The organism is Halomonas sp. LMYGS-3 (assembly GCF_059509875.1).
In genome coordinates, this window is the sequence record NZ_JCAKFQ010000023.1 from 24,337 (window position 1) to 41,923 (window position 17,587).

The following is a 17,587-nucleotide window of genomic DNA, read 5'->3' on the forward strand; positions in this document are numbered from 1 at the left end:
AACCGACAGGATCGCTCATGGCCGAACCGGCACTGTCCATCCGCGGCCTGACCAAGGTCTACGGCAATGGTTTCCAGGCCCTCAAGGGGATCGACCTCGATGTCGCCGAGGGCGACTTCTTTGCCCTGCTGGGCCCCAACGGCGCCGGCAAGTCCACCACCCTGGGGGTGGTCTGTTCCCTGGTGCAGAAGACCGACGGCCGGGTCTCGATCTTCGGCATCGATATCGACCGCGACTTCGCCCGTGCCAAGTACCACCTGGGCGTGGTGCCCCAGGAGTTCAACTTCAACCAGTTCGAGAAGGTGCTCGATATCGTGCTGGCGCAGGCGGGCTACTATGGCATGCCGCGCCGCGAGGCCCTGCCCCGTGCCGAGCGGCTGCTGCGCGATCTCGGCCTGTGGGACAAGCGCAACGGCAGTGCGCGCATGCTCTCCGGCGGCATGAAGCGCCGCCTCATGATCGCCCGCGCGCTGATGCACCGTCCCAGGTTGCTGATCCTCGACGAGCCCACCGCCGGCGTGGATATCGAGCTGCGTCGCAGCATGTGGGAGTACATGCGCCGCATCAACCGCGAGGAGGGCACCACCATCATCCTGACCACCCACTACCTCGAGGAGGCCGAGAGCCTCTGCCGCAACGTGGCGATCATCAACCACGGCGAGATCATCCGCAACACCAGCGTGCGCGACCTGCTCACCGAGCTCGATACCGAGACCTTCCTGCTCGACCTCGCGCGTCCGCTGGAGGCGGTGCCGGCGATCGAGGGGTTCGAGGTCAGCAAGGTGGACAGCGCCCAACTGGCGGTGGTGGTGCACCGCGGCCAGCGCATGAACGATATCTTCACCGCCCTGGGCGAGCAGGGCATCGAGGTGGTGTCCATGCGCAACCGCGCCAATCGTCTCGAGGAGATGTTTGTCTCCATGGTGGAGCAGGGCAACGCGGCGGTTGCCGCCGCCAGGGCCAGGGAGGCCAGTGCATGAGCCCGACCCAGATCGCCATCGCCCTCTGGACCCTGGTGCACAAGGAGATCAAGCGCTTCACCCGGATCTGGCCGCAGACCCTGCTGCCGCCCTCGATCACCATGACCATGTATTTCATCATCTTCGGCAGCCTGATCGGCTCGCGCATCGGCGAGATGGACGGCTTCACCTACATGGACTTCATCGTCCCCGGGCTGATCATGATGGCGGTGATCACCAACAGCTACTCCAACGTGGCCTCGAGCTTCTTCTCCAACAAGTTCCAGCGCTCCGTCGAGGAGATGATGGTCTCGCCGATGCCCAACTGGGTGATCCTCTCCGGCTTCGTGCTGGGCGGCATGGCCCGCGGCCTGGGCGTGGGGGTGATCGTCACCCTCGTCTCGCTGTTCTTCACCCGCATCAGCGTGGCGCATCCGCTGCTGACCGTCGGCGTGGTGGTGCTCACCGCGGCGCTGTTCTCCATCGGCGGCTTCATCAACGCCCTGCTGGGCAAGAAGTTCGACGACATCTCCATCGTCCCGACCTTCATTCTCACCCCGCTGACCTACCTGGGCGGGGTCTTCTACTCGATCTCGCTGCTGCCGACCTTCTGGCAGGGCGTGTCGATGCTCAATCCGATCCTCTACATGGTCAATGTCTTCCGCTACGGTTTCCTCGGGGTCTCCGACATCCCGGTGGGCTGGGCACTGGCCGCGATCGTCGCTTTCATCACGCTGCTCTTCACCATCGCCCTGTGGATGCTGGAGAATGGAAAGGGCATACGGAGCTGATTCCAGGATTCTCATGAACGCTGAACGTCCCGCTACGCTGGCCCATGCGCCCCTGGGGCGCGAGTCCGCCTACCCCGAACACTATGATGCCGGGCTGCTCTATCCCATCGCCCGCGCCGCCAACCGCGCGCCGTTGGGCCTCGAGGAGGGCGCGCTGCCCTTCGTCGGCGAGGACGAGTGGCACGCCTTCGAGGTCTCCTGGCTCAACGCCCGCGGCAAGCCCATCGTCGCCGTGGCGCGCTTCCGCCTGCCGGCCGAGTCGCCGAACCTGATCGAGTCCAAGTCGTGGAAGCTGTATCTCAATAGCTTCAACCAGACCCGCTTCGAGCGCCGCGAGCGGGTGGTCGACACCCTGGTGGCGGATCTTTCCGCCGCCGCGGGGGCGCCCGTTGCCGTCGAACTGCTCGATGTCGACGACGAGGTTCTGGCCGTGCGGCGTCTGCCCGGCGAGTGCCTGGACGACCTGGACCTCGAGATCGATGCCTACACGCCCGATGCCGGGCATCTGCGGGTCGGCGACGAGATCGTCGAGGAGACGCTCTACTCGCACCTGCTGAAGTCCAACTGCCCGGTCACCGGTCAGCCCGACTGGGGCAGCGTGCTGATCCGCTACCGCGGGCCGAAGCTCGATCGCGAGGGACTACTGCGCTACCTGATCGGCTACCGCCAGCACCAGGACTTCCACGAGCACTGCGTCGAGCATATCTTCACCGATCTGATGGCCAGGGCGCGGCCCGAGCGGCTGCTGGTGCTGGCGCGCTACGTGCGCCGTGGCGGGCTCGACATCAGCCCCTGGCGCGGTACCCCCGGCGAGCGTCCACCCGAGCCGCTGCGGCTGGCACGCCAGTAACGCCTTGGGTAAAGTGCCTGACAGCGAAAACGGTAACCGAGGGCGGCGAAGCGCCGCCGACAAGGAGAGCGACATGGACGCGATGACTCTGCTGCACGAGCGCAGCTCCATGGGCAAGCTGACAGGCCCGCCGCCGAGCCCCGAGCAGCTAGAGGCGATCTACCGGGCGGCGCTGCGCGCCCCCGACCACAAGGAGCTGCGCCCCTGGCGCTTCATCGAGTTCTCCGGCGAGGGCCTCACGCGGCTGGGCGAGCTGTTCGCCGAGGCCGAGTTCCGTGAGGATCCGCACAGCGAGGACGCGACCCTGGACGCCGCGCGCAAGAAGCCGCTCCGGGCGCCCCTGATCATCGCCGTGATCGCCCGCGTCACCCCGGACGTGCCCAAGGTGCCCAAGATCGAGCAGGTGATCTCGGCCGGCTGCGCGGCGCACGGCATCATGCTCGCTGCCCATGCCCTGGGGCTCGGCGCCATGTGGCGCAGCGGCAAGTACGCCTTCGATCCCACCGTGCGCAAGGGGCTCGGCCTGGGAGACGAGGACGAGATCGTCGCCTTTCTCTACCTGGGCCAACTCGCCGGCCGCCACAAGCCGCTGGCCGAGCATCGGATCGATGACTTCGTCGAGCACTGGAACTAGCCGGGAGGAGCACCATGCGTCAGACCGGAATTCCCCATCCACGCCTGCCGTTGCCGGCTCCCGGCCGGGAGGACGACCCGGCCCGCTTCCTGGACTGGCTCGCCGAGGCGATCCCCATGGTCGAGCACCTGGGCATCCGCTCCATGTGGCGCGACGAGGAGCAGTTGATCTGGGAGCTCGATCTGGCCCCCAGCCTCAACGACAAGGGCACCGGCTTCGGCGGCGCCCTGGCCGCCCAGACCGCGCTCCTCGGCTGGTGCTGGACCACGCTCTGGCTGCGTCGTCACAGCCTGGCCCGGGACGTGGTGGTGGCCGAGGCCAGCCAGCGCTTCCTGGCGCCGGTCACCGGCGACTACCGGCTGGTGTGCATGCCCGAGAATGACGACGGCCCCGTCAAGCTGGCCGAAGGGCTCGCCGGCCGTGGCCGGGGGCGCATCGCCCTGGTCCAGAAGCTCTGGTGCGGCGACACCCTGTGCCTCGAGGCCCGCGGCGACTTTGCCGTGCTGCCCGCTGGTTGACCGGCCGGTTGCAGAAAAAGCGGCTTGCAATCGCGCACTTAAGCCGTTAGCATATGCGCCGTTCTGAAGGAGATGGCGCGCCGTTGCGATACGGCGGTTTTCAGCGTTTCGACTTGAGAATCACAATGCGGAGGGGTGTCCGAGTGGTCGAAGGAGCACGCCTGGAAAGTGTGTAAGTCGAAAGGCTTCGAGGGTTCGAATCCCTCCCCCTCCGCCACAGAATAGTGAAAAGCCGCTGATTATGGCGGCTTTTTCTTTGCCTCAACAAAAGCAGTCCCCTCATGCGTATTCCGGCGAACGTGACCGGTCATTCCGGCGATCGTGACCGATCTGCTCACCGCTCTCTCGCTGGCTCTGGTTTTGTAAGCTGACCGGTCACGATGGGTCAACTGCTTCCGCCGGCGGGGCGGTGTTCTTGCGCATCGATTCTCCTCTGAGTGCCAGGCGGTGGGCGCTGTGTAGCAGCCGGTCCAGGATGGCATCGGCCACCGTCGCGGCGCCGATGTAGTCGTGCCAGTGCTCGATGGGCAGCTGGCTGGCGATCAGCGTCGAGCCCCGGCCGTGCCGATCCTCGATCACCTCCATCAGGTCCTGCCGCTGCGGGGCGGTCATTTTCTGCATCCCCCAGTCGTCGAGGATCAGCAGCTCGGTCTTCTGCAGCTGGCCCATCAGCCGGGCGTAGGAGCCGTCACCCTGGGCGATGCGCAGTTGCTCGAACAGGCGTGGCACCCGCAGGTAGCGCACCGAGTACCCTTGCCGGCAGGCCTGGTTGCCCAGGGCGCAGGCCAGCCAGGTCTTGCCGCACCCGGTGGGGCCGGTGATACACAGGTTGAGCGCCTGGCCGATCCACTCGCCGGTCGCCAGCGGGGCCATGCGACCGCGTTCCAGGCCGCGGGGGTGGCGGTAGTCGATGTCCTCGACGCAGGCCGTCACGCGCAGCTTGGCGGCCTTCAGCAGCCGATCGAGGCGGCGGTTGTCGCGGTGCAGGACCTCGCGGTCGAGCAGCATGCCCAGGCGGTCCTCGAACGGCAGGTCGTAGGTGTCCGGCTGGGTGAGCTGGTGGGCCAGGGCGTCATGCATGCCGGTCAGCTTGAGGTGGCGCAGGGTGTCGAGCAGGGGCTGAGTCATCATCGGTCGTTTCCTCGGGTCAGTGGTAGTACTCGGCACCGCGCACGTTGGGGTGGGGCGGCAGGTCGTCAGGGGTCTCGGGCAGTCGCAGCATCGGCTGCCGATCCAGCCCCTGCTTGAGGATCGAGGCCACGCTGGCGTAGCGGGTGGTGGGGATCGCCAGGGCATGGGCACAGGCCTGCTCCAGGCGGTCCTTGCCGTAGCGCCGGCTGAGCTGCAACAAGCCCAGGCAGGCGCGGTAGCCATGCTCGGGATGGGGGCGGTCCTGCAGCTGTCGCTGGGTCATTTCCAGCGTGGCGACGCCGATGCCTTTGGCCCATTCCAGGAAGCGCCCCGGCGACCAGTCGCGATGGGCCCGATGCCGCTTGGGCATGTGCTCGGCCAGCGTCGAGAAACGCCCCGGCGCATGGCGGGGGTGCGCCGCCACCCGCTGCCCCTTGTGGAATACCTCGACCACGGCGTGGGTCAGACGCACCTCCAGCACCTGGCCCACCAGGCTGTGGGGGACGCTGTAGAGGCGCTTGTCGATGTCGAGGTGGTAGTCGATGCCGGGCCTGGCCTTGCGCCACTCCGCGTACTCGTAGGGCGTCTCCGGCAGGGGGCGCAACACCGGCCGGTCGATGGCCGCGAACAGGTCGCGCCGGCTCTCCTCGCGGCCCTGGAAGGGCCGTCGGTTGAGGTCGTCGAGCAGCTCGCGGATGGCCTGGTTCAGCATGGCCAGCGTGAAGAAGGCGTGGTGGCGTAGGCGGGCCAGGATCCAGCGCTCCACCAGCAGCACGGCGGCCTCCGCCTTGGCCTTGTCCTTGGGCTTGTAGGGCCGCGCCGGCAGCACCGCGACTTGGTAGTGCTGCGCCATCTCGGCGTAGGTCGTGTTGAGCTGGCTCTCGTAGCGGCAGGCCCGCGTCACGGCGCTCTTCAGGTTATCCGGGATAAGCAGCTCGGGGACCCCGCCCAGGAACTGGAAGGCACGCTGGTGGGAGCCGATCCAGTTGGGCAGCGCCTGGCTCCAGGTCGCCTCGGCGTAGGTGTAGTTGGACGCCCCTAGCACCGCCACGAACACCTGGGCGTTACGCACCTCGCCGGTGGCCTGGTTGATGATGGGTACGGTCGGGCCGCAGTAGTCGATGAAGAGCTTCTCGCCGGCGCGGTGAACCTGGCGCATGCTGCGCCGCTGACGGTCACGCCAGGCCCGGTAGTGATGGCAGAACTGGCTGTAGCGGTGCGCCTTGTCGCCGTGGACCTCCACGTACTCCGCCCAGAGCAGCTGCAGGGTCACGCCCTTGCGCTTGAGCGCCTGGTGGACCTGGAAGTAGTCCGGTGCCGTGAAGCGCACCGGCGGCGTCTTGGCCGGGAACAGCCGCGCCTCCAGCGCCGCCTCGTCGGTGCCGTCCGGCAGCGGCCAGGTGATGCCGGCGACCTGCGCCAGGCTGACGTACTTGCTGACCACGCCCTTGGAAAGGCCACAGGCCCGCGCAATCTTCTCGTGGCTGAGGCCGGCGTCGTACTTGAGGCGCAACACCTCGGTGATGGTTCGCATGGGAATCCTCGGTGCTGGCATGTCCCCCTCCAGGGGCAAAGACAAAAGGAGGGGTATGCCGTAAAAGTCCGAATCATTCCAGCGAGTTAGGTGAGATTCCGGGAACGTGACCGGTGATTCCGGCATCGTGACCGCGGATTCCGGAAAGGAGGCCGAAATCGGTCACGATGAAACGGAATGGCCGGTCACGTTGGCCCGGAATGATCGGTCACGATAGATCGGAATGGTCGGTCACGATGGCGCGGAATACGCACCTCACTCTGATTTGCCTCATAGAGGCAAATCGCAGGCGTGATCCGGGAAGGATACCGAGAGATCCACGTCACCAGGACCGGGGCCCGCACCCCCTCCCACGGATCACAAGCATTCACTCGACCCCAACGGGTAACCCCTGACAGGGGATGTCAGGCGACATGAAAAATTGGCCCGCATAACTCGACGGCATGTTGGTAGACGAATTTACATGGAGTTGGGCCGTTCGCCTGTCACCCGCTTCCCGGTGATGGACGGCCGCGAGTAACGAGTTTCTCGGGAAGGTGGAGGTGGAGGTGGAGGTGGAGCAGGGCTTCCCTGCGTCCCCTGTGTCATGTCACGCCGGCCATCTCGGATGATGGCCATCGATCACGAAGGCATGCCGATGCCGGCCTCCCGGATGAAGGTGGGGATGGCTGTGGGGTTCCGGCCCCTCCCATCCCTCGTGCTCGTGCTGATGGTGCTCATCGTGGTAGTGCAGGTGGGTGTGGGCCATCGGGGCGTGCTCGTGCTCGAGGACCATCGGGTCATGGGAGCGCCAGACAAGGGCCGCGAGCCCCGTCGCCGCCAGTGCTGACGTTCCCAACAGGGCAAAGGTACCGGCCAGCCCCAGGTGCGTCCCCATCCAGCCCGCCAGCGGGTAGGCGGCCAGCCAGCAGGCGTGTGACAGCGAGAACTGCGCAGCAAACAGCGCCGGCCGGTCCTCCGGCTGGCATGACCCCTTGAGCAGGCGTCCGGTGGGGGTCATGACCAGCGAGGCGCCGGCACCCAGCAGTAGCCACAGCCCGAGCAGCCCGGCGAACCCGGGACCGAGCACGCCCAGAAAGAGGCTCAGCGTCATCAGGGCGCCACCCAGCAGCATCAGCGGACGCTCGCGCACCCGATCCAGGACCTTGGGCAGCAGCAAGGCCACCAGCATGGAGCCCCCACCGGCCGCCGCGAAGGCCAAGGCCACCTCGCGCTCGCCCAGGCCCAGGGCGGAGCGCACGACCACCACGGTGTTGACGATCTGCATGGCCCCGGCGGCCGCGACCGCCAGGTTCAACGCCAGCAGCCCGCGCAGTCGGGGCGTCTTCAGGTAGATCCGCATGCCGTGGGAGACGCGCCGCCAGACACCGGGTGCTTCCGCCACGGGGCGAGGCGACGGCAGCGTCACCGACACCACCAGGGCTGCCGAGAGCAGGAACGCCAGGGCGTTGAGCACGAACAGCACATCGAAACCCATCACCAACAGCAGTGCCGCCGCGGCCAGGGGGCTGAGCAGGTTCTCCAGGTCATAGGCGAGGCGCGACAGCGACAACGCCCGCGTATACTGCCCCTCGTCTTCCAGGATGTCGGGGATCGTCGCCTGGAAGACCGGCGTGAAGCCCGCCGAGCAAGCGTTGAGCAGGAAGATCAGCACATAGATCTGCCACACCTCGGTGACGAAGGGTAGCGCGCAGACCACGGCCGCGCGCAGCAGGTCCAGGCTGACCAGCAGCCAGCGGCGGGGCAGGCGCGCCGCATAGGCACCCACCAGCGGAGCAATGCCCACGTAGGCCACCATCTTGATCGCCAGGGCCGTGCCCAAGACAACCCCCGCCTGCCCCGCGGCCAACTCATGGGCCAACAACGCGAGGGCGACCGTGGTCAATCCGGTGCCGAGCAGCGCGATGACCTGGGCCAGGAACAGATGGCGGTAGATGCGGTGGGCGAGCACGTCGAACATGGGAGCTCCTCGAGGGGCAGTGGCGCCCCATAAGGCTTACAGGTAGCGGGCGATCGTCTTGAACTCCTCGACTCGGTCGCGCTGCGTCAGGCTCAAGGGGCCAAGGGCTTCCTCCAGGCAGTGGTCGATATGGTCCTGCACCAGGGTCCTCTTGGCCTGCTGGATGGCCTTCTCCACGGCGTGAAGCTGCTGGGCGATGTCCAGGCAGGGACGCCCATCCTCGATCATCCGGGTCACGCTCTGCAGGTGCCCACGGGCGCGGCTCAGGCGCTTGATGATGTCGGGGTGCGTCTGGTGGGTAGGTGATGTCATGCTCGGCTTCCTGTGTTGATTCCTATCCCCCTGGAGAGGATATTAGACGCCTGCCGGCGCCTTGCCAATGACCCCGGTCAGCACCGATCTCGCCCAGGCGCAGTGGACACCCCGTCAAGGCAGTACCGAGGTGGCCCAATTGGAGCGGACACCCCAATAAGCCTCATAACGGCCCGGCCGGCAATGACCACAAGGAACGGCGATAGCCGATGTCCTTATTACGAGAATGGCATTTTCGGGGAGCGCGCCGCTGCCCGTTGACGAGGTGTCATGCCGCGCAGCAGGACAGCTGCGTGATGTCCCTGGTGAAGGCCTGGGCACACAGCTTGAGTCCTTCGACCATGGTCAGGTAGGGAAACAGCTCATCGGCGATGTCCTCTACGGTCATCTGCGCGCGCAGCGCCATGACCGCTGTTTGAATGAGCTCGCCGGCCTCACCGGCGACCGCCTGCACGCCGAGCAGGCGCCCGCTGCCGCGTTCGGCGACGATCTTGATGAAGCCGGTGGTAGCGAAGTTGACCAGTGCGCGCGGCACGTTGTCCAGGGGCAGGGTGCGGCTCTCGGCGTCGAGGCCACGGGCGCTGGCCTCGGCCTCCGTCAACCCCACCGTTGCCACTTGCGGGTCGCTGAAGATCACCGCCGGCATGGCACTGAGGTCGAATCTTGCGTCACCGCCGGTCATGTTGATCGCCGCTCGGCTACCGCCGGCGGCGGCGACGTAGACGTACTGTGGCAGGTGGGTGCAGTCGCCCGCGGCATAGATATCGGGAGCGTTCGTCTGCAGGCGATCGTCGACGACGATGGCTCCCTGCACCGTTTTCACCCCGATGGTGTCCAGGTTCAGCCTCCCGACATCGGGAGTGCGGCCGGTGGCGACCAGCAAGCGGTCGGCGCGAAGGCTCCCGGCGTCGGTGTCGAGCACGAAGTCGCCGTGCCAGTAGTCGACGCGACGGGCCTGGGTCTCGTTGAGCACCTCGATCCCTTCGGCGCGGAAGGCGGCCTCGAGGGCGTCACCCACCGCAGGATCCTCCCGGGACAGCAGGCGGCGACGGGCGAGGAGCGTGACCTGGCTGCCCAGCCGGGCAAAGGCCTGGGCCAGCTCCACGGCCACCGCCGAGGCGCCGATCACCGCCAGTCGTGCGGGGATGATGTCGCTGGCCAGCGCAGTGGTAGAGGTCCAGTAGGGCGTCTCGGCGAGCCCCGGCACCGGCGGGATGGCGGGGCGGGCGCCGGTGCCGATGAAGGCCCGGTCGAAGCGGATGGTCCGCTCGCCCCCCTCCCTGAGGCGCACACTCAGGGTGTAGTGATCGACAAAGCGGGCTTCACCCTGCACGACGGTGATGGTGGGGTGGTCGGCCAGTATCCCGGCGTACTTGGTCTGGCGCAGTGCCTCGACTCGCCCCTGCTGCTGAGCCAGCAGCGCCGGACGATTCACCACCGGTGTCTGGACGCTCAGGCCCGCGTCAAAGGGACTTCCCTTGCGCAGGTGGGCAATATGCGCGGCACGAATCATGATCTTCGAGGGCACGCAGCCGACATTGACGCAGGTGCCACCGAGGGTGACGCGTTCGATCAGGGTGACTCGAGCGCCGCGCTCGGCGGCTTTCAGGGCGGCCGCCATGGCGGCACCGCCACTGCCGATCACGGCGATATGCAGGGTCTCGCCTCTGCTCATGGGTATCACTCCTTGTGGGATGCATCGGTGCTGCAGGCCTCCCGCTTATGTATGCGGTACAGGGCATAGCCGGTCAGGCCGATGAAGGCGGCCAGGGTGGGCAGCAGCACGACGTCGAGATAGCCCGTCAGCGCGGCCAGTCCCAGCGTGCCGAGCAGGATGACGAGGAGCGGGGTGAAGCAGCACACGGCCGCCACCAGCGTGCCGATCACGCCGATACGCAGTAGTCTCCTGGGGTTTTTCATGACGATTTCCTCACTGCCGGCCAGGGGCGCAGGACCTGGCGCTGCGTCTGGCATCGCGGCTCCCGTTTTCGCGAGCGGGTCGACAAGAGTAAGGTTACTTCCGTACTCGGCTACGGAAGCAAGCGCCATGCACAACGACACGCGGAACATGACCATCGGCGGCTTGGCCAGGGCCGCCGGCGTCAATGTCGAGACCATCCGTTACTATCAGCGCAAGGGGTTGATGCCCGAGCCGGAGCGACCCTACGGCGGCATTCGTCGCTACGGCAACGCGGACGCCGAGCGCCTGGGGTTCATCAAGACCGCCCAGCGGCTGGGATTCAGCCTGGGCGAGATCGCCGACCTGTTGCGCCTGGAGGATGGCACCCACTGCGATGAGGCCAGCGCCCTGGCCGAGCACAAGCTGGGGAAGGTGCGCGAGAAGCTGGCGGATTTGCGGCGTATCGAGCGGGTACTCGCCGCGTTGGTACATACCTGTCACACCCGGAAGGGCAATGTGACCTGTCCACTGATCGCGGCCTTGCATGACGGCCTGGGGGGAGCGAGCGACGCGTGACGCGAGGCTTGATTTCTGGAACGATCGATTCTAAATTTACCGCATGACACGCGGACGCCCCATTGCATTCAATCCCGATCAGGCCGTGAGTGCCGCCATGCAGGTCTTCTGGGCCAGAGGTTACGATTCGGCTTCGACCCGGGACCTGTTGGAGGCCATGCAGCTCTCGCGCAGCAGCCTGTATCAGGCATTCGGCAACAAGGAACGCCTGTTCCTCGAGGCCCTGCGCCGCTATCGGGGCAATCTGATCGGCCGGCTGCACCGCCAGCTCGAGGCCTCGCCCTCGGCGCTGGCCTTCGTGGAAACCCTATTCCGCGATACGGCCCGGGATGCCGGCAGCGAGCGTGCGGCGATCGGCTGTTTGATCTTCAATTCCGCCAGCGAGCTTGGTCAGCGTGGCGACTTGCCGTCTCGCGAGGCCAGCGTGAGTGTCGCGGCCATCACCGAGCTTTTCCGCCAGGCGGTGGGGCGCGCCCAGAGCGAGGGCGACATCGATCCGCACCGCGATGCCCAGGCATTGGCCACCTACCTGACCGTGGGGATGGCGGGGCTGCGCACGCTGCTCAAGAGCGGGGCCGATGCCGACGAAGCCACACGCGCCGTAGAATTGATCCTCGCTGCCTTGCGCTGAATCACGTGCGGTGACGAGAACGCGCGTCTTCTTTCGCCATATATGGACCGATCGATCCATATAACCCGACACCAGCCGGTGTCCACCATGCAAGGAGGTACCCATGACAGCCGACTATCAAATGAAGCTCGCCCCCCAGACCCTCGACAATGCCGATGCCAAGGCCAAGCCGTTGCTCGAGAAGGCCCACGCCAAGCTGGGGTTCGTGCCCAGGATGTACGAGGGCATGGCCAAGGCTCCCGGGGTGCTGGACACCTACCTGCACGGCTATACCCTGTTCCGCGAGGAGTCCGGCTTTGCGCCGCCCGAGCAGGAGGTGGTGTTCCTCACCATCAGTCGACTCAACGGCTGCAGCTACTGCATGTCGGCCCACAGCATGCTGGGGGAAAAGATGTCGCAGGTGCCCGCCGATGTGATCGAGGCCATCCGCCACGACCGGCCCATCCCCGACGAGCGCCTGGCGGCCCTGAGCGCGTTCACCAGGGTGATGTTCGAGACGCGGGGCCTGCCCACCCAGCGTGATGTCGACGCCTTCCTGGCGGCCGGCTTCGAGGAGCAGCACGTGCTGCAGATCGTGCTGGCACTGGCCGTGAAGACGTTGAGCAATTACTCCAACCACATCAATCATCCCGAACTGGACGAGGTGTTCGCCGATCACGCCTGGCAGGGATGAGCCGTCACCGATTCACTCCGCTACCGGCCCCGCAGGTCGCCATCCAGCGCGGCTTGCGGGGCCGCATGCGGCAGGTTGCCGACATGACCGTGAAGCGTCGTCGGTCAGGCGGCAGGGGACTCGCGGCGCTCGTTCGAGCGCACGCTGGCCACGGCATCGAACAGCAGCGCCGGCCGCTGCCATAGCGAGTTGACGAAGATGGTCGTCACGCTGGCGGCCATGGCCACCATGGCCCACACCGGGTAGATCAGGCCGGTGGAGGCCAGGGGGATGCCGATGCCGTTGAACAGGAACGCCAGCGAGACGTTCTGCAGCATCTTGCGATATCCCCAGCGGCTGATCCGCCAGGCGGTCACCACGCTGGCCAGGCGTGAGTTGAGGATGATGATGTCGGCGGCGTCGATGGCGATGTCGGTACCGCTACCCATGGCGATGCCCACGTCGGCCTGCATCAGCGCCGGCGCATCGTTGATCCCGTCGCCGACCATGGCGACCCGCCCCCCCAGCTGCATCTTCCGCAGCAAGTCGGCCTTCTGCTCCGGCAGCACCCCGGCGTGCACCTCCTCGATGCCGGCCTGCCTGGCGATATGGCGGGCGGTGCGTTCGTTGTCGCCGGTCAGCAGCGCGGTGTGGATGCCCAGTTCATGCAGGCGTTGCACGGTCTCTACGGCGTCGGCACGCAGGCCGTCGCCCAGGGCGAGGGCGCCCAGTAGCCGCTCGCCGCGGGCGGCGACGATGACCGTCTGGCCCTGGCGCTCGGCACTCTCGATGCCCGCGCTCACCGGCGCCAGGTCGATGCCATGGTCGGCAACGAAGGCCGGGCTGCCGACCCGTACCGGCTCGCCGTCGAGCCGGGCGGTGACGCCACGCCCCGAGTGTGCCCGGAACTCGCTGACGTCGGGCATCGTCAGGTCGCGCGCCAGGGCCGCTTCGACCACGGCGCGCCCCAGCGGATGCTCGGAGGCGGCCTCGACCGCGGCCGCCAGCGCCAGCAGGGTGTTGCTATCGCCGTCGACAGGGGTGATGTTGCGTACCGCCGGGCGGCCTTCGGTCAGGGTGCCGGTCTTGTCGAACACCACGGTGGTGATGCGTCGCAAGGCCTGGAAGGATTCACCGGTACGCATCAATACGCCGTGATCGGCTGCCTCGCCGGCACCGCGCACGATCGACAGCGGCGCGGAGATGCCCACGGCACAGGGATAGCCCATCACCAGCACGGTCAGGGCGGCGAACACGGCGCGCTCCAGGTCGGGGGCGGCCCCCCACAACGGCGGCGCACTCATCCAGAACCCCAGGGCCAGCACGGAGACGATCAGCACCGTGGGGGTATAGACCCGCAGGACCCGGTCGACCAGATGCAGCAGGCCGGGCTTGAGCGCCCGGGCATCCTCCAGGCTGCGCACCACCTGTTGCAGGAAGCTCGCCTCGCCCGTCGCCGTCACCCGCACCAGCAGCGTGCCGCTGCCATTGATGGCGCCCCCGACCACCGTGTCGCCCGGCGTCTTGTCGATCGGCAGCGGCTCGCCGGTGACCAGCGACTGGTCCACGGCCGAGTCACCGTCGACGACCTCGCCGTCGACGACCTCGCCGTCGACCGGGATCCGCTCGCCGGGCCGGATACGCACCCGCATGCCGCTCTCCACCCGTGCCACCGGCAGGTCCCGTTCGCCATGCGCGGTGACGACGTGTGCCGTGTCCGGCTGCAGGTCCAGCAGGCGGCGCACCGATTGGGAGCTGCGGGTCTTGACGATCAACGAGAGCCATTCGGAGAACAGGTGGTAGGTCAGCACCATGACCGAGACGGCGAAGAAGGCGGCGGTGGGGTAGCCGTCGGGGCGCAGTGTCAGGCCGATGCCGCCACCGATCAGCCCCGCGAAGGCACCGACCTCCACCAGCACGTGCTGGTTGAGAATGCCCCGGCGCAGGGCCTGATAGGCCATGACCAGCATCTGCCGGGCGACGGCGAACACCATCGCGACCGCCAGCAGCGCGACCAGCTCCGCTTCATGCCCCGCCACCACGCCCCCGGCACGCAACGCGAACAGGCCCAGGCCCCCCACGGCCAGCAGGGTGCTACCGCCCAGGGCGGCGGCCACGCCCTGACCGCGGAGCACGGCGTAGCCGAACAGCACCAGGCTGACATAGACCAGGGTGGAGAGCCCCAGTGTCCAGATCGAACCGGGATCCACGATCAGGCCGATCGCCGCCAGGCTGGCCGTCAGTGCCACCAGGAAGCGGTTGCGCTCGCGGACCAGCTCGCGCTCCTGGCGCTCGTAGGGCGCCACCTTGCGGGGGTCGCTGAGGGTATAGCCGATGCTCTGCAGGGTGCCCATCAGCGCTTCGGCGGACGTCTGGCGCGCATCGTATTCGACCAGCGCCTGCTCGTGGGTGAGGCTGACCGCCACCCGGCGCACACCGGGCTTCTGCCCCAGCGCGCGCTCGATGGTGCCGGTGCACAGCGAGCAGTGCAGCCCGCCGATATGGGCGCGCACCCGCTGGATCCCCGGCTCCTCGGTCGGCTCCAGGCTCCATGGCTGGAGCGCGTCTTCCGGTGTCGTGGTGGATGCCGTAGTCATGGCCGTATCCCAGGGAAAGGCACTACGCTTCCTCTACGCGAGCTCGATAGCCGGCCTCGATGATCGCTTCGACCAGGCGTTCGCCGCTGACCTGCGCAGTGTCGATGGCCACCCGGGCCTCGCCGTTTTCATGCGACACCGAGCACCCCAGGACACCGGACTGTCGTTCCAGGACATGGCGGACGATGTCCGCGCAGCCGTCGCAATGCATGCCGTCGATGCGCAGTCGGATCGTTTGCATGGCGTTCTCCCGCGTGTCATGGCGAAGTGACGGATCGCCCGTCACCTCGTGGGATGAGGCAGGCTGCAGCGGGATATCCTCCCGCTCCAGCGCACCGAGGATGGAGCAGCACCGCAGCTCCCCCTCGCCGGGGCAGTGCGCGAGCAATTCGGCCAGCCCCCCACGGATACGCTGCAGGTGCGCGATCTTCGCCTCCACATCCCGCAGCTTGGCCAGGGCGCGGCGCTGCACGTCGCTGGCATCGGCGTGCGATGCCAGGCGCAGCGACAGCAAGTCGGCGACTTCGCGCAGCGAGAAGCCGAGCTCCTGGGCACGGCGAATGAAACGCACCCGCCGCACCGTGTCGTCGGGATAGACCCGGTAGCCACCGTCGGGAGGCTTGGGCGGTTGCTCGATCAACCCCTTGCGTTCATAGAAGCGGATGGTCTCGACCCCGACACCGGCGGCCTTGGCGGCCTTGCTGATGGTCGTGGTGTTCATGGACGTCGCCTCCCGATGCCTGCTCTGATCAAGGTAGGGGCCGTACCGTAGTACGGAGTCAAGCGGGCCGGCGGGCAGCGGCCGCGACCCTTGCGGTGTGTAAGGAGAGCAACGGCCAGGCGACGAATGAAGGAAGGTGGCCGAAGGTGAGTCGGGAGGTGCTTTATGCTGCCCCTGAATGTTTTCAAGCTTTCCTTGCCCCTGGCGGTATCGCTGCTGCCCCTGTCCGCGGCACTGGCCGGCCCGCCAGTCGTCGACCCGCCCGCGGTGCCCGTGGCGTATTCCCTGGAGGAATTCCGCTCGGCGGTGCGCTCCGGGGGCCCCGGCAAGGACGGGATTCCCTCCATCGACAGTCCGCGCTTCCAGTCCGCCGCCCAGGCCGAGGGTTTCCTCGATGACGAGGATATCGTGATCGGCGTCCATCGCCATGGCGAGGCGCGTGCCTATCCGCAGCGCATCCTGGTCTGGCACGAGATCGTCAACGACGAGTTCGGCGGCGAGCCGGTCAGCATCACCTATTGCCCGTTGACCGGCACGGCGCTGGGCTTCGCGCGTGGCGACACCGAACTGGGGGTGTCGGGCAAGCTGGTCAACAGCAACCTGGTGATGTACGACCGCGCCACCGACAGCGAGTGGCCGCAGATCCTTGGGGTGGCCATCGACGGTCCCCTGCGCGGACAAGGGCTCCAGGAATTCCGTGTGTTCTGGACCACTTGGGGGCAGTGGAAGGCGCGTCATCCCGATACCCAGGTGCTCACCGACCAGACCGGCTATGTGCGCAATTATCGGCGCGACCCCTACGGCAGTTACCGCCCGCTGGGTGGCTATTACCGCCCCGACAGCCGCCGCCTGTTTCCGGTCATGAGCGACGACGAGCGCTATCCGCCCAAGGCGATGGTCCTGGGGGTACGGACCGCGGAAGGGGCGATCGCCATCGACAAGGATGCCCTGCGCGAGGAGGCCGTGGTCGACGTGTCCCTGAATGGCAGCCGGTACACCGTGGTGCACGACCCGGACCTGGATACCGGCTGGGTGTTCCACAACCCCGACGCCATCGACATCGAGGCAGCGAACCTGACCTTCGATGCCGAGGGCGTCAGCGGTGCCGGGCTCGAGACTCTCGACGCCGTCAACGCCTTCGAGGCCATGTGGTTCGCCTGGGCGGCCTTCTATCCGGAGACCCGGGTATACGAGGGGCGGGAGGCACCATGAAGGCCATGCTGGCGCTGTCGACCAGCCTGCTGCGGCGCCCTGGCTCGCGGGCCGTCGTCGGCCTGGCCGCGGCCGGCTATGCACTGCTGTATCTGTGACTGACCGGCGATATCGCCGGGGGCGGCGGTGGCGTGCATGCCGGTTTTCCGGCCTGGGAGCGCGTGTTCGAGTGGCGCGCACCGTTCCAGTTCGAACCGGTCGGCCTGATCGCCATGGGGCCGCTGGTGTGGACCTTCAGCCCGATCAATCTCCTCCTGGCACTGAGCATGGGGATCCTGGTGGGCCTGAACCTGGCGGCCGCTTGGCTGGCCTGGCGGGCACCGCGCGTTTGCCGGCGGCGCGGGGCGAACGTCGGCCTCTTCGCGGCGATTCCGGCCCTGCTCGCCGGTGGCGCCTGCTGCGCCCCGCTGGTGCTGATCTGGCTGGGGCTGCCGATTGCCGGGGCCGTCGCCGGGGTCGCACCGGTGCTGGTGCCTGCCGCCATGGGGTTGCTGCTGCTGGGGCTGTGGGGGCAGGCAAGCACGCGACGTGTGTAAGGAAGCGCGGCATCGGTCGACTGAACCGGTACGCGCTGTATCTGACAACGACAACTTCCACAAATGGATTGCC

General features: G+C 67.3%; 18 protein-coding genes and 1 tRNA gene. 11 read left to right on the forward strand and 8 right to left on the reverse strand.

Features of this window, described 5'->3' with window-relative positions; genetic code table 11:
* Positions 1–17: 17 nt before the first annotated feature.
* From AC5W54_RS17530 to AC5W54_RS17555, 6 genes are all read left to right on the forward strand, one after another.
* On the forward strand, positions 18–980 hold the full coding sequence (locus tag AC5W54_RS17530) for an ABC transporter ATP-binding protein (RefSeq protein WP_495963380.1): 963 nt from the start codon (positions 18–20) through the stop codon (positions 978–980).
* Positions 977–1,750 (forward strand): ABC transporter permease, encoded by a 774-nt coding sequence (locus AC5W54_RS17535; RefSeq protein ID WP_495963381.1) that lies wholly within the window; start codon positions 977–979, stop codon positions 1,748–1,750. Before AC5W54_RS17530 ends, AC5W54_RS17535 begins: the two co-directional genes overlap by 4 nt.
* A gap of 13 nt (positions 1,751–1,763) precedes the next feature.
* Positions 1,764–2,600 (forward strand): NADPH-dependent 7-cyano-7-deazaguanine reductase QueF, encoded by an 837-nt coding sequence (gene queF, locus AC5W54_RS17540; protein WP_495963382.1) that lies wholly within the window; start codon positions 1,764–1,766, stop codon positions 2,598–2,600.
* Positions 2,601–2,673: 73 nt separating this feature from the next.
* Positions 2,674–3,234 carry a nitroreductase family protein gene (locus tag AC5W54_RS17545; protein ID WP_495963383.1) on the forward strand — a complete coding sequence of 187 codons (561 nt, stop codon included), beginning with the start codon at positions 2,674–2,676 and terminating at the stop codon, positions 3,232–3,234.
* 14 nt (positions 3,235–3,248) lie between these two features.
* On the forward strand, positions 3,249–3,752 hold the full coding sequence (locus AC5W54_RS17550) for a YiiD C-terminal domain-containing protein (protein WP_495963384.1): 504 nt from the start codon (positions 3,249–3,251) through the stop codon (positions 3,750–3,752).
* A gap of 129 nt (positions 3,753–3,881) precedes the next feature.
* Positions 3,882–3,969: transfer RNA gene (locus tag AC5W54_RS17555), tRNA-Ser, on the forward strand.
* 158 nt (positions 3,970–4,127) lie between these two features.
* Here the strand turns inward: AC5W54_RS17555 and istB are convergent.
* The 6 genes from istB to merF form a co-directional block, all read right to left on the reverse strand.
* On the reverse strand, positions 4,128–4,883 hold the full coding sequence (gene istB, locus AC5W54_RS17560) for an IS21-like element helper ATPase IstB (RefSeq protein ID WP_495963385.1): 756 nt from the start codon (positions 4,881–4,883) through the stop codon (positions 4,128–4,130).
* 16 nt (positions 4,884–4,899) lie between these two features.
* Positions 4,900–6,438 (reverse strand): IS21 family transposase, encoded by a 1,539-nt coding sequence (gene istA / locus AC5W54_RS17565; protein WP_495963386.1) that lies wholly within the window; start codon positions 6,436–6,438, stop codon positions 4,900–4,902.
* Between the two features lie 568 nt (positions 6,439–7,006).
* On the reverse strand, positions 7,007–8,377 hold the full coding sequence (locus AC5W54_RS17570; RefSeq protein ID WP_495963387.1) for an MFS transporter: 1,371 nt from the start codon (positions 8,375–8,377) through the stop codon (positions 7,007–7,009).
* A gap of 36 nt (positions 8,378–8,413) precedes the next feature.
* Positions 8,414–8,689, reverse strand: a complete 276-nt coding sequence (locus tag AC5W54_RS17575) for a metal-sensing transcriptional repressor (RefSeq protein WP_495963388.1) — start codon at positions 8,687–8,689, stop codon at positions 8,414–8,416.
* 268 nt (positions 8,690–8,957) lie between these two features.
* Positions 8,958–10,364, reverse strand: a complete 1,407-nt coding sequence (merA, locus tag AC5W54_RS17580) for a mercury(II) reductase (RefSeq protein WP_495963389.1) — start codon at positions 10,362–10,364, stop codon at positions 8,958–8,960.
* Positions 10,365–10,369: 5 nt separating this feature from the next.
* Complete coding sequence (merF, locus tag AC5W54_RS17585; protein ID WP_495963390.1) at positions 10,370–10,609, reverse strand: mercury resistance system transport protein MerF; 240 nt, start codon at positions 10,607–10,609, stop codon at positions 10,370–10,372.
* Between the two features lie 127 nt (positions 10,610–10,736).
* Between merF and merR the strand changes: the two genes are divergently transcribed.
* The 3 genes from merR to AC5W54_RS17600 all read left to right on the forward strand — a co-directional run bounded on the left by merR (position 10,737) and on the right by AC5W54_RS17600 (position 12,469).
* On the forward strand, positions 10,737–11,165 hold the full coding sequence (merR, locus tag AC5W54_RS17590; RefSeq protein ID WP_495963391.1) for a mercury resistance transcriptional regulator MerR: 429 nt from the start codon (positions 10,737–10,739) through the stop codon (positions 11,163–11,165).
* A gap of 97 nt (positions 11,166–11,262) precedes the next feature.
* Positions 11,263–11,796 carry a TetR/AcrR family transcriptional regulator gene (locus AC5W54_RS17595; protein ID WP_495963392.1) on the forward strand — a complete coding sequence of 178 codons (534 nt, stop codon included), beginning with the start codon at positions 11,263–11,265 and terminating at the stop codon, positions 11,794–11,796.
* A 103-nt stretch (positions 11,797–11,899) separates the two neighbouring features.
* Positions 11,900–12,469 carry a carboxymuconolactone decarboxylase family protein gene (locus tag AC5W54_RS17600; protein ID WP_495963393.1) on the forward strand — a complete coding sequence of 190 codons (570 nt, stop codon included), beginning with the start codon at positions 11,900–11,902 and terminating at the stop codon, positions 12,467–12,469.
* A gap of 104 nt (positions 12,470–12,573) precedes the next feature.
* Here the strand turns inward: AC5W54_RS17600 and AC5W54_RS17605 are convergent, their stop codons facing one another.
* Positions 12,574–15,045 (reverse strand): heavy metal translocating P-type ATPase, encoded by a 2,472-nt coding sequence (locus AC5W54_RS17605; RefSeq protein WP_495963394.1) that lies wholly within the window; start codon positions 15,043–15,045, stop codon positions 12,574–12,576.
* Between the two features lie 22 nt (positions 15,046–15,067).
* Positions 15,068–15,766, reverse strand: coding sequence for a MerR family transcriptional regulator (locus tag AC5W54_RS17610; RefSeq protein WP_495963395.1), 699 nt, complete (start codon positions 15,764–15,766; stop codon positions 15,068–15,070).
* Between the two features lie 165 nt (positions 15,767–15,931).
* On the opposite strand from AC5W54_RS17610, the gene AC5W54_RS17615 reads away from it, so the two are divergent.
* A complete protein-coding gene (locus AC5W54_RS17615) occupies positions 15,932–16,978 on the forward strand; it encodes a DUF3179 domain-containing protein (protein ID WP_495963396.1) in 1,047 nt (348 codons plus the stop codon).
* Between the two features lie 131 nt (positions 16,979–17,109).
* On the forward strand, positions 17,110–17,514 hold the full coding sequence (locus AC5W54_RS17620; RefSeq protein ID WP_495963397.1) for a hypothetical protein: 405 nt from the start codon (positions 17,110–17,112) through the stop codon (positions 17,512–17,514).
* Positions 17,515–17,587 lie beyond the last annotated feature (73 nt).

What these genes read in the sequence shown, in the direction of transcription:
- AC5W54_RS17530 (WP_495963380.1), top strand. Translation starts at nt 18, where the DNA reads ATGGCCGAACCGGCACTGTCCATCCGCGGCCTGACCAAGGTCTACGGC.
- AC5W54_RS17535 (WP_495963381.1), top strand. Translation starts at nt 977, where the DNA reads ATGAGCCCGACCCAGATCGCCATCGCCCTCTGGACCCTGGTGCACAAG.
- queF (WP_495963382.1), top strand. Translation starts at nt 1,764, where the DNA reads ATGAACGCTGAACGTCCCGCTACGCTGGCCCATGCGCCCCTGGGGCGC.
- AC5W54_RS17545 (WP_495963383.1), top strand. Translation starts at nt 2,674, where the DNA reads ATGGACGCGATGACTCTGCTGCACGAGCGCAGCTCCATGGGCAAGCTG.
- AC5W54_RS17550 (WP_495963384.1), top strand. Translation starts at nt 3,249, where the DNA reads ATGCGTCAGACCGGAATTCCCCATCCACGCCTGCCGTTGCCGGCTCCC.
- istB (WP_495963385.1), bottom strand. Translation starts at nt 4,883, where the DNA reads ATGATGACTCAGCCCCTGCTCGACACCCTGCGCCACCTCAAGCTGACC.
- istA (WP_495963386.1), bottom strand. Translation starts at nt 6,438, where the DNA reads ATGCCAGCACCGAGGATTCCCATGCGAACCATCACCGAGGTGTTGCGC.
- AC5W54_RS17570 (WP_495963387.1), bottom strand. Translation starts at nt 8,377, where the DNA reads ATGTTCGACGTGCTCGCCCACCGCATCTACCGCCATCTGTTCCTGGCC.
- AC5W54_RS17575 (WP_495963388.1), bottom strand. Translation starts at nt 8,689, where the DNA reads ATGACATCACCTACCCACCAGACGCACCCCGACATCATCAAGCGCCTG.
- merA (WP_495963389.1), bottom strand. Translation starts at nt 10,364, where the DNA reads ATGAGCAGAGGCGAGACCCTGCATATCGCCGTGATCGGCAGTGGCGGT.
- merF (WP_495963390.1), bottom strand. Translation starts at nt 10,609, where the DNA reads ATGAAAAACCCCAGGAGACTACTGCGTATCGGCGTGATCGGCACGCTG.
- merR (WP_495963391.1), top strand. Translation starts at nt 10,737, where the DNA reads ATGCACAACGACACGCGGAACATGACCATCGGCGGCTTGGCCAGGGCC.
- AC5W54_RS17595 (WP_495963392.1), top strand. Translation starts at nt 11,263, where the DNA reads ATGCAGGTCTTCTGGGCCAGAGGTTACGATTCGGCTTCGACCCGGGAC.
- AC5W54_RS17600 (WP_495963393.1), top strand. Translation starts at nt 11,900, where the DNA reads ATGACAGCCGACTATCAAATGAAGCTCGCCCCCCAGACCCTCGACAAT.
- AC5W54_RS17605 (WP_495963394.1), bottom strand. Translation starts at nt 15,045, where the DNA reads ATGACTACGGCATCCACCACGACACCGGAAGACGCGCTCCAGCCATGG.
- AC5W54_RS17610 (WP_495963395.1), bottom strand. Translation starts at nt 15,766, where the DNA reads ATGAACACCACGACCATCAGCAAGGCCGCCAAGGCCGCCGGTGTCGGG.
- AC5W54_RS17615 (WP_495963396.1), top strand. Translation starts at nt 15,932, where the DNA reads ATGCTGCCCCTGAATGTTTTCAAGCTTTCCTTGCCCCTGGCGGTATCG.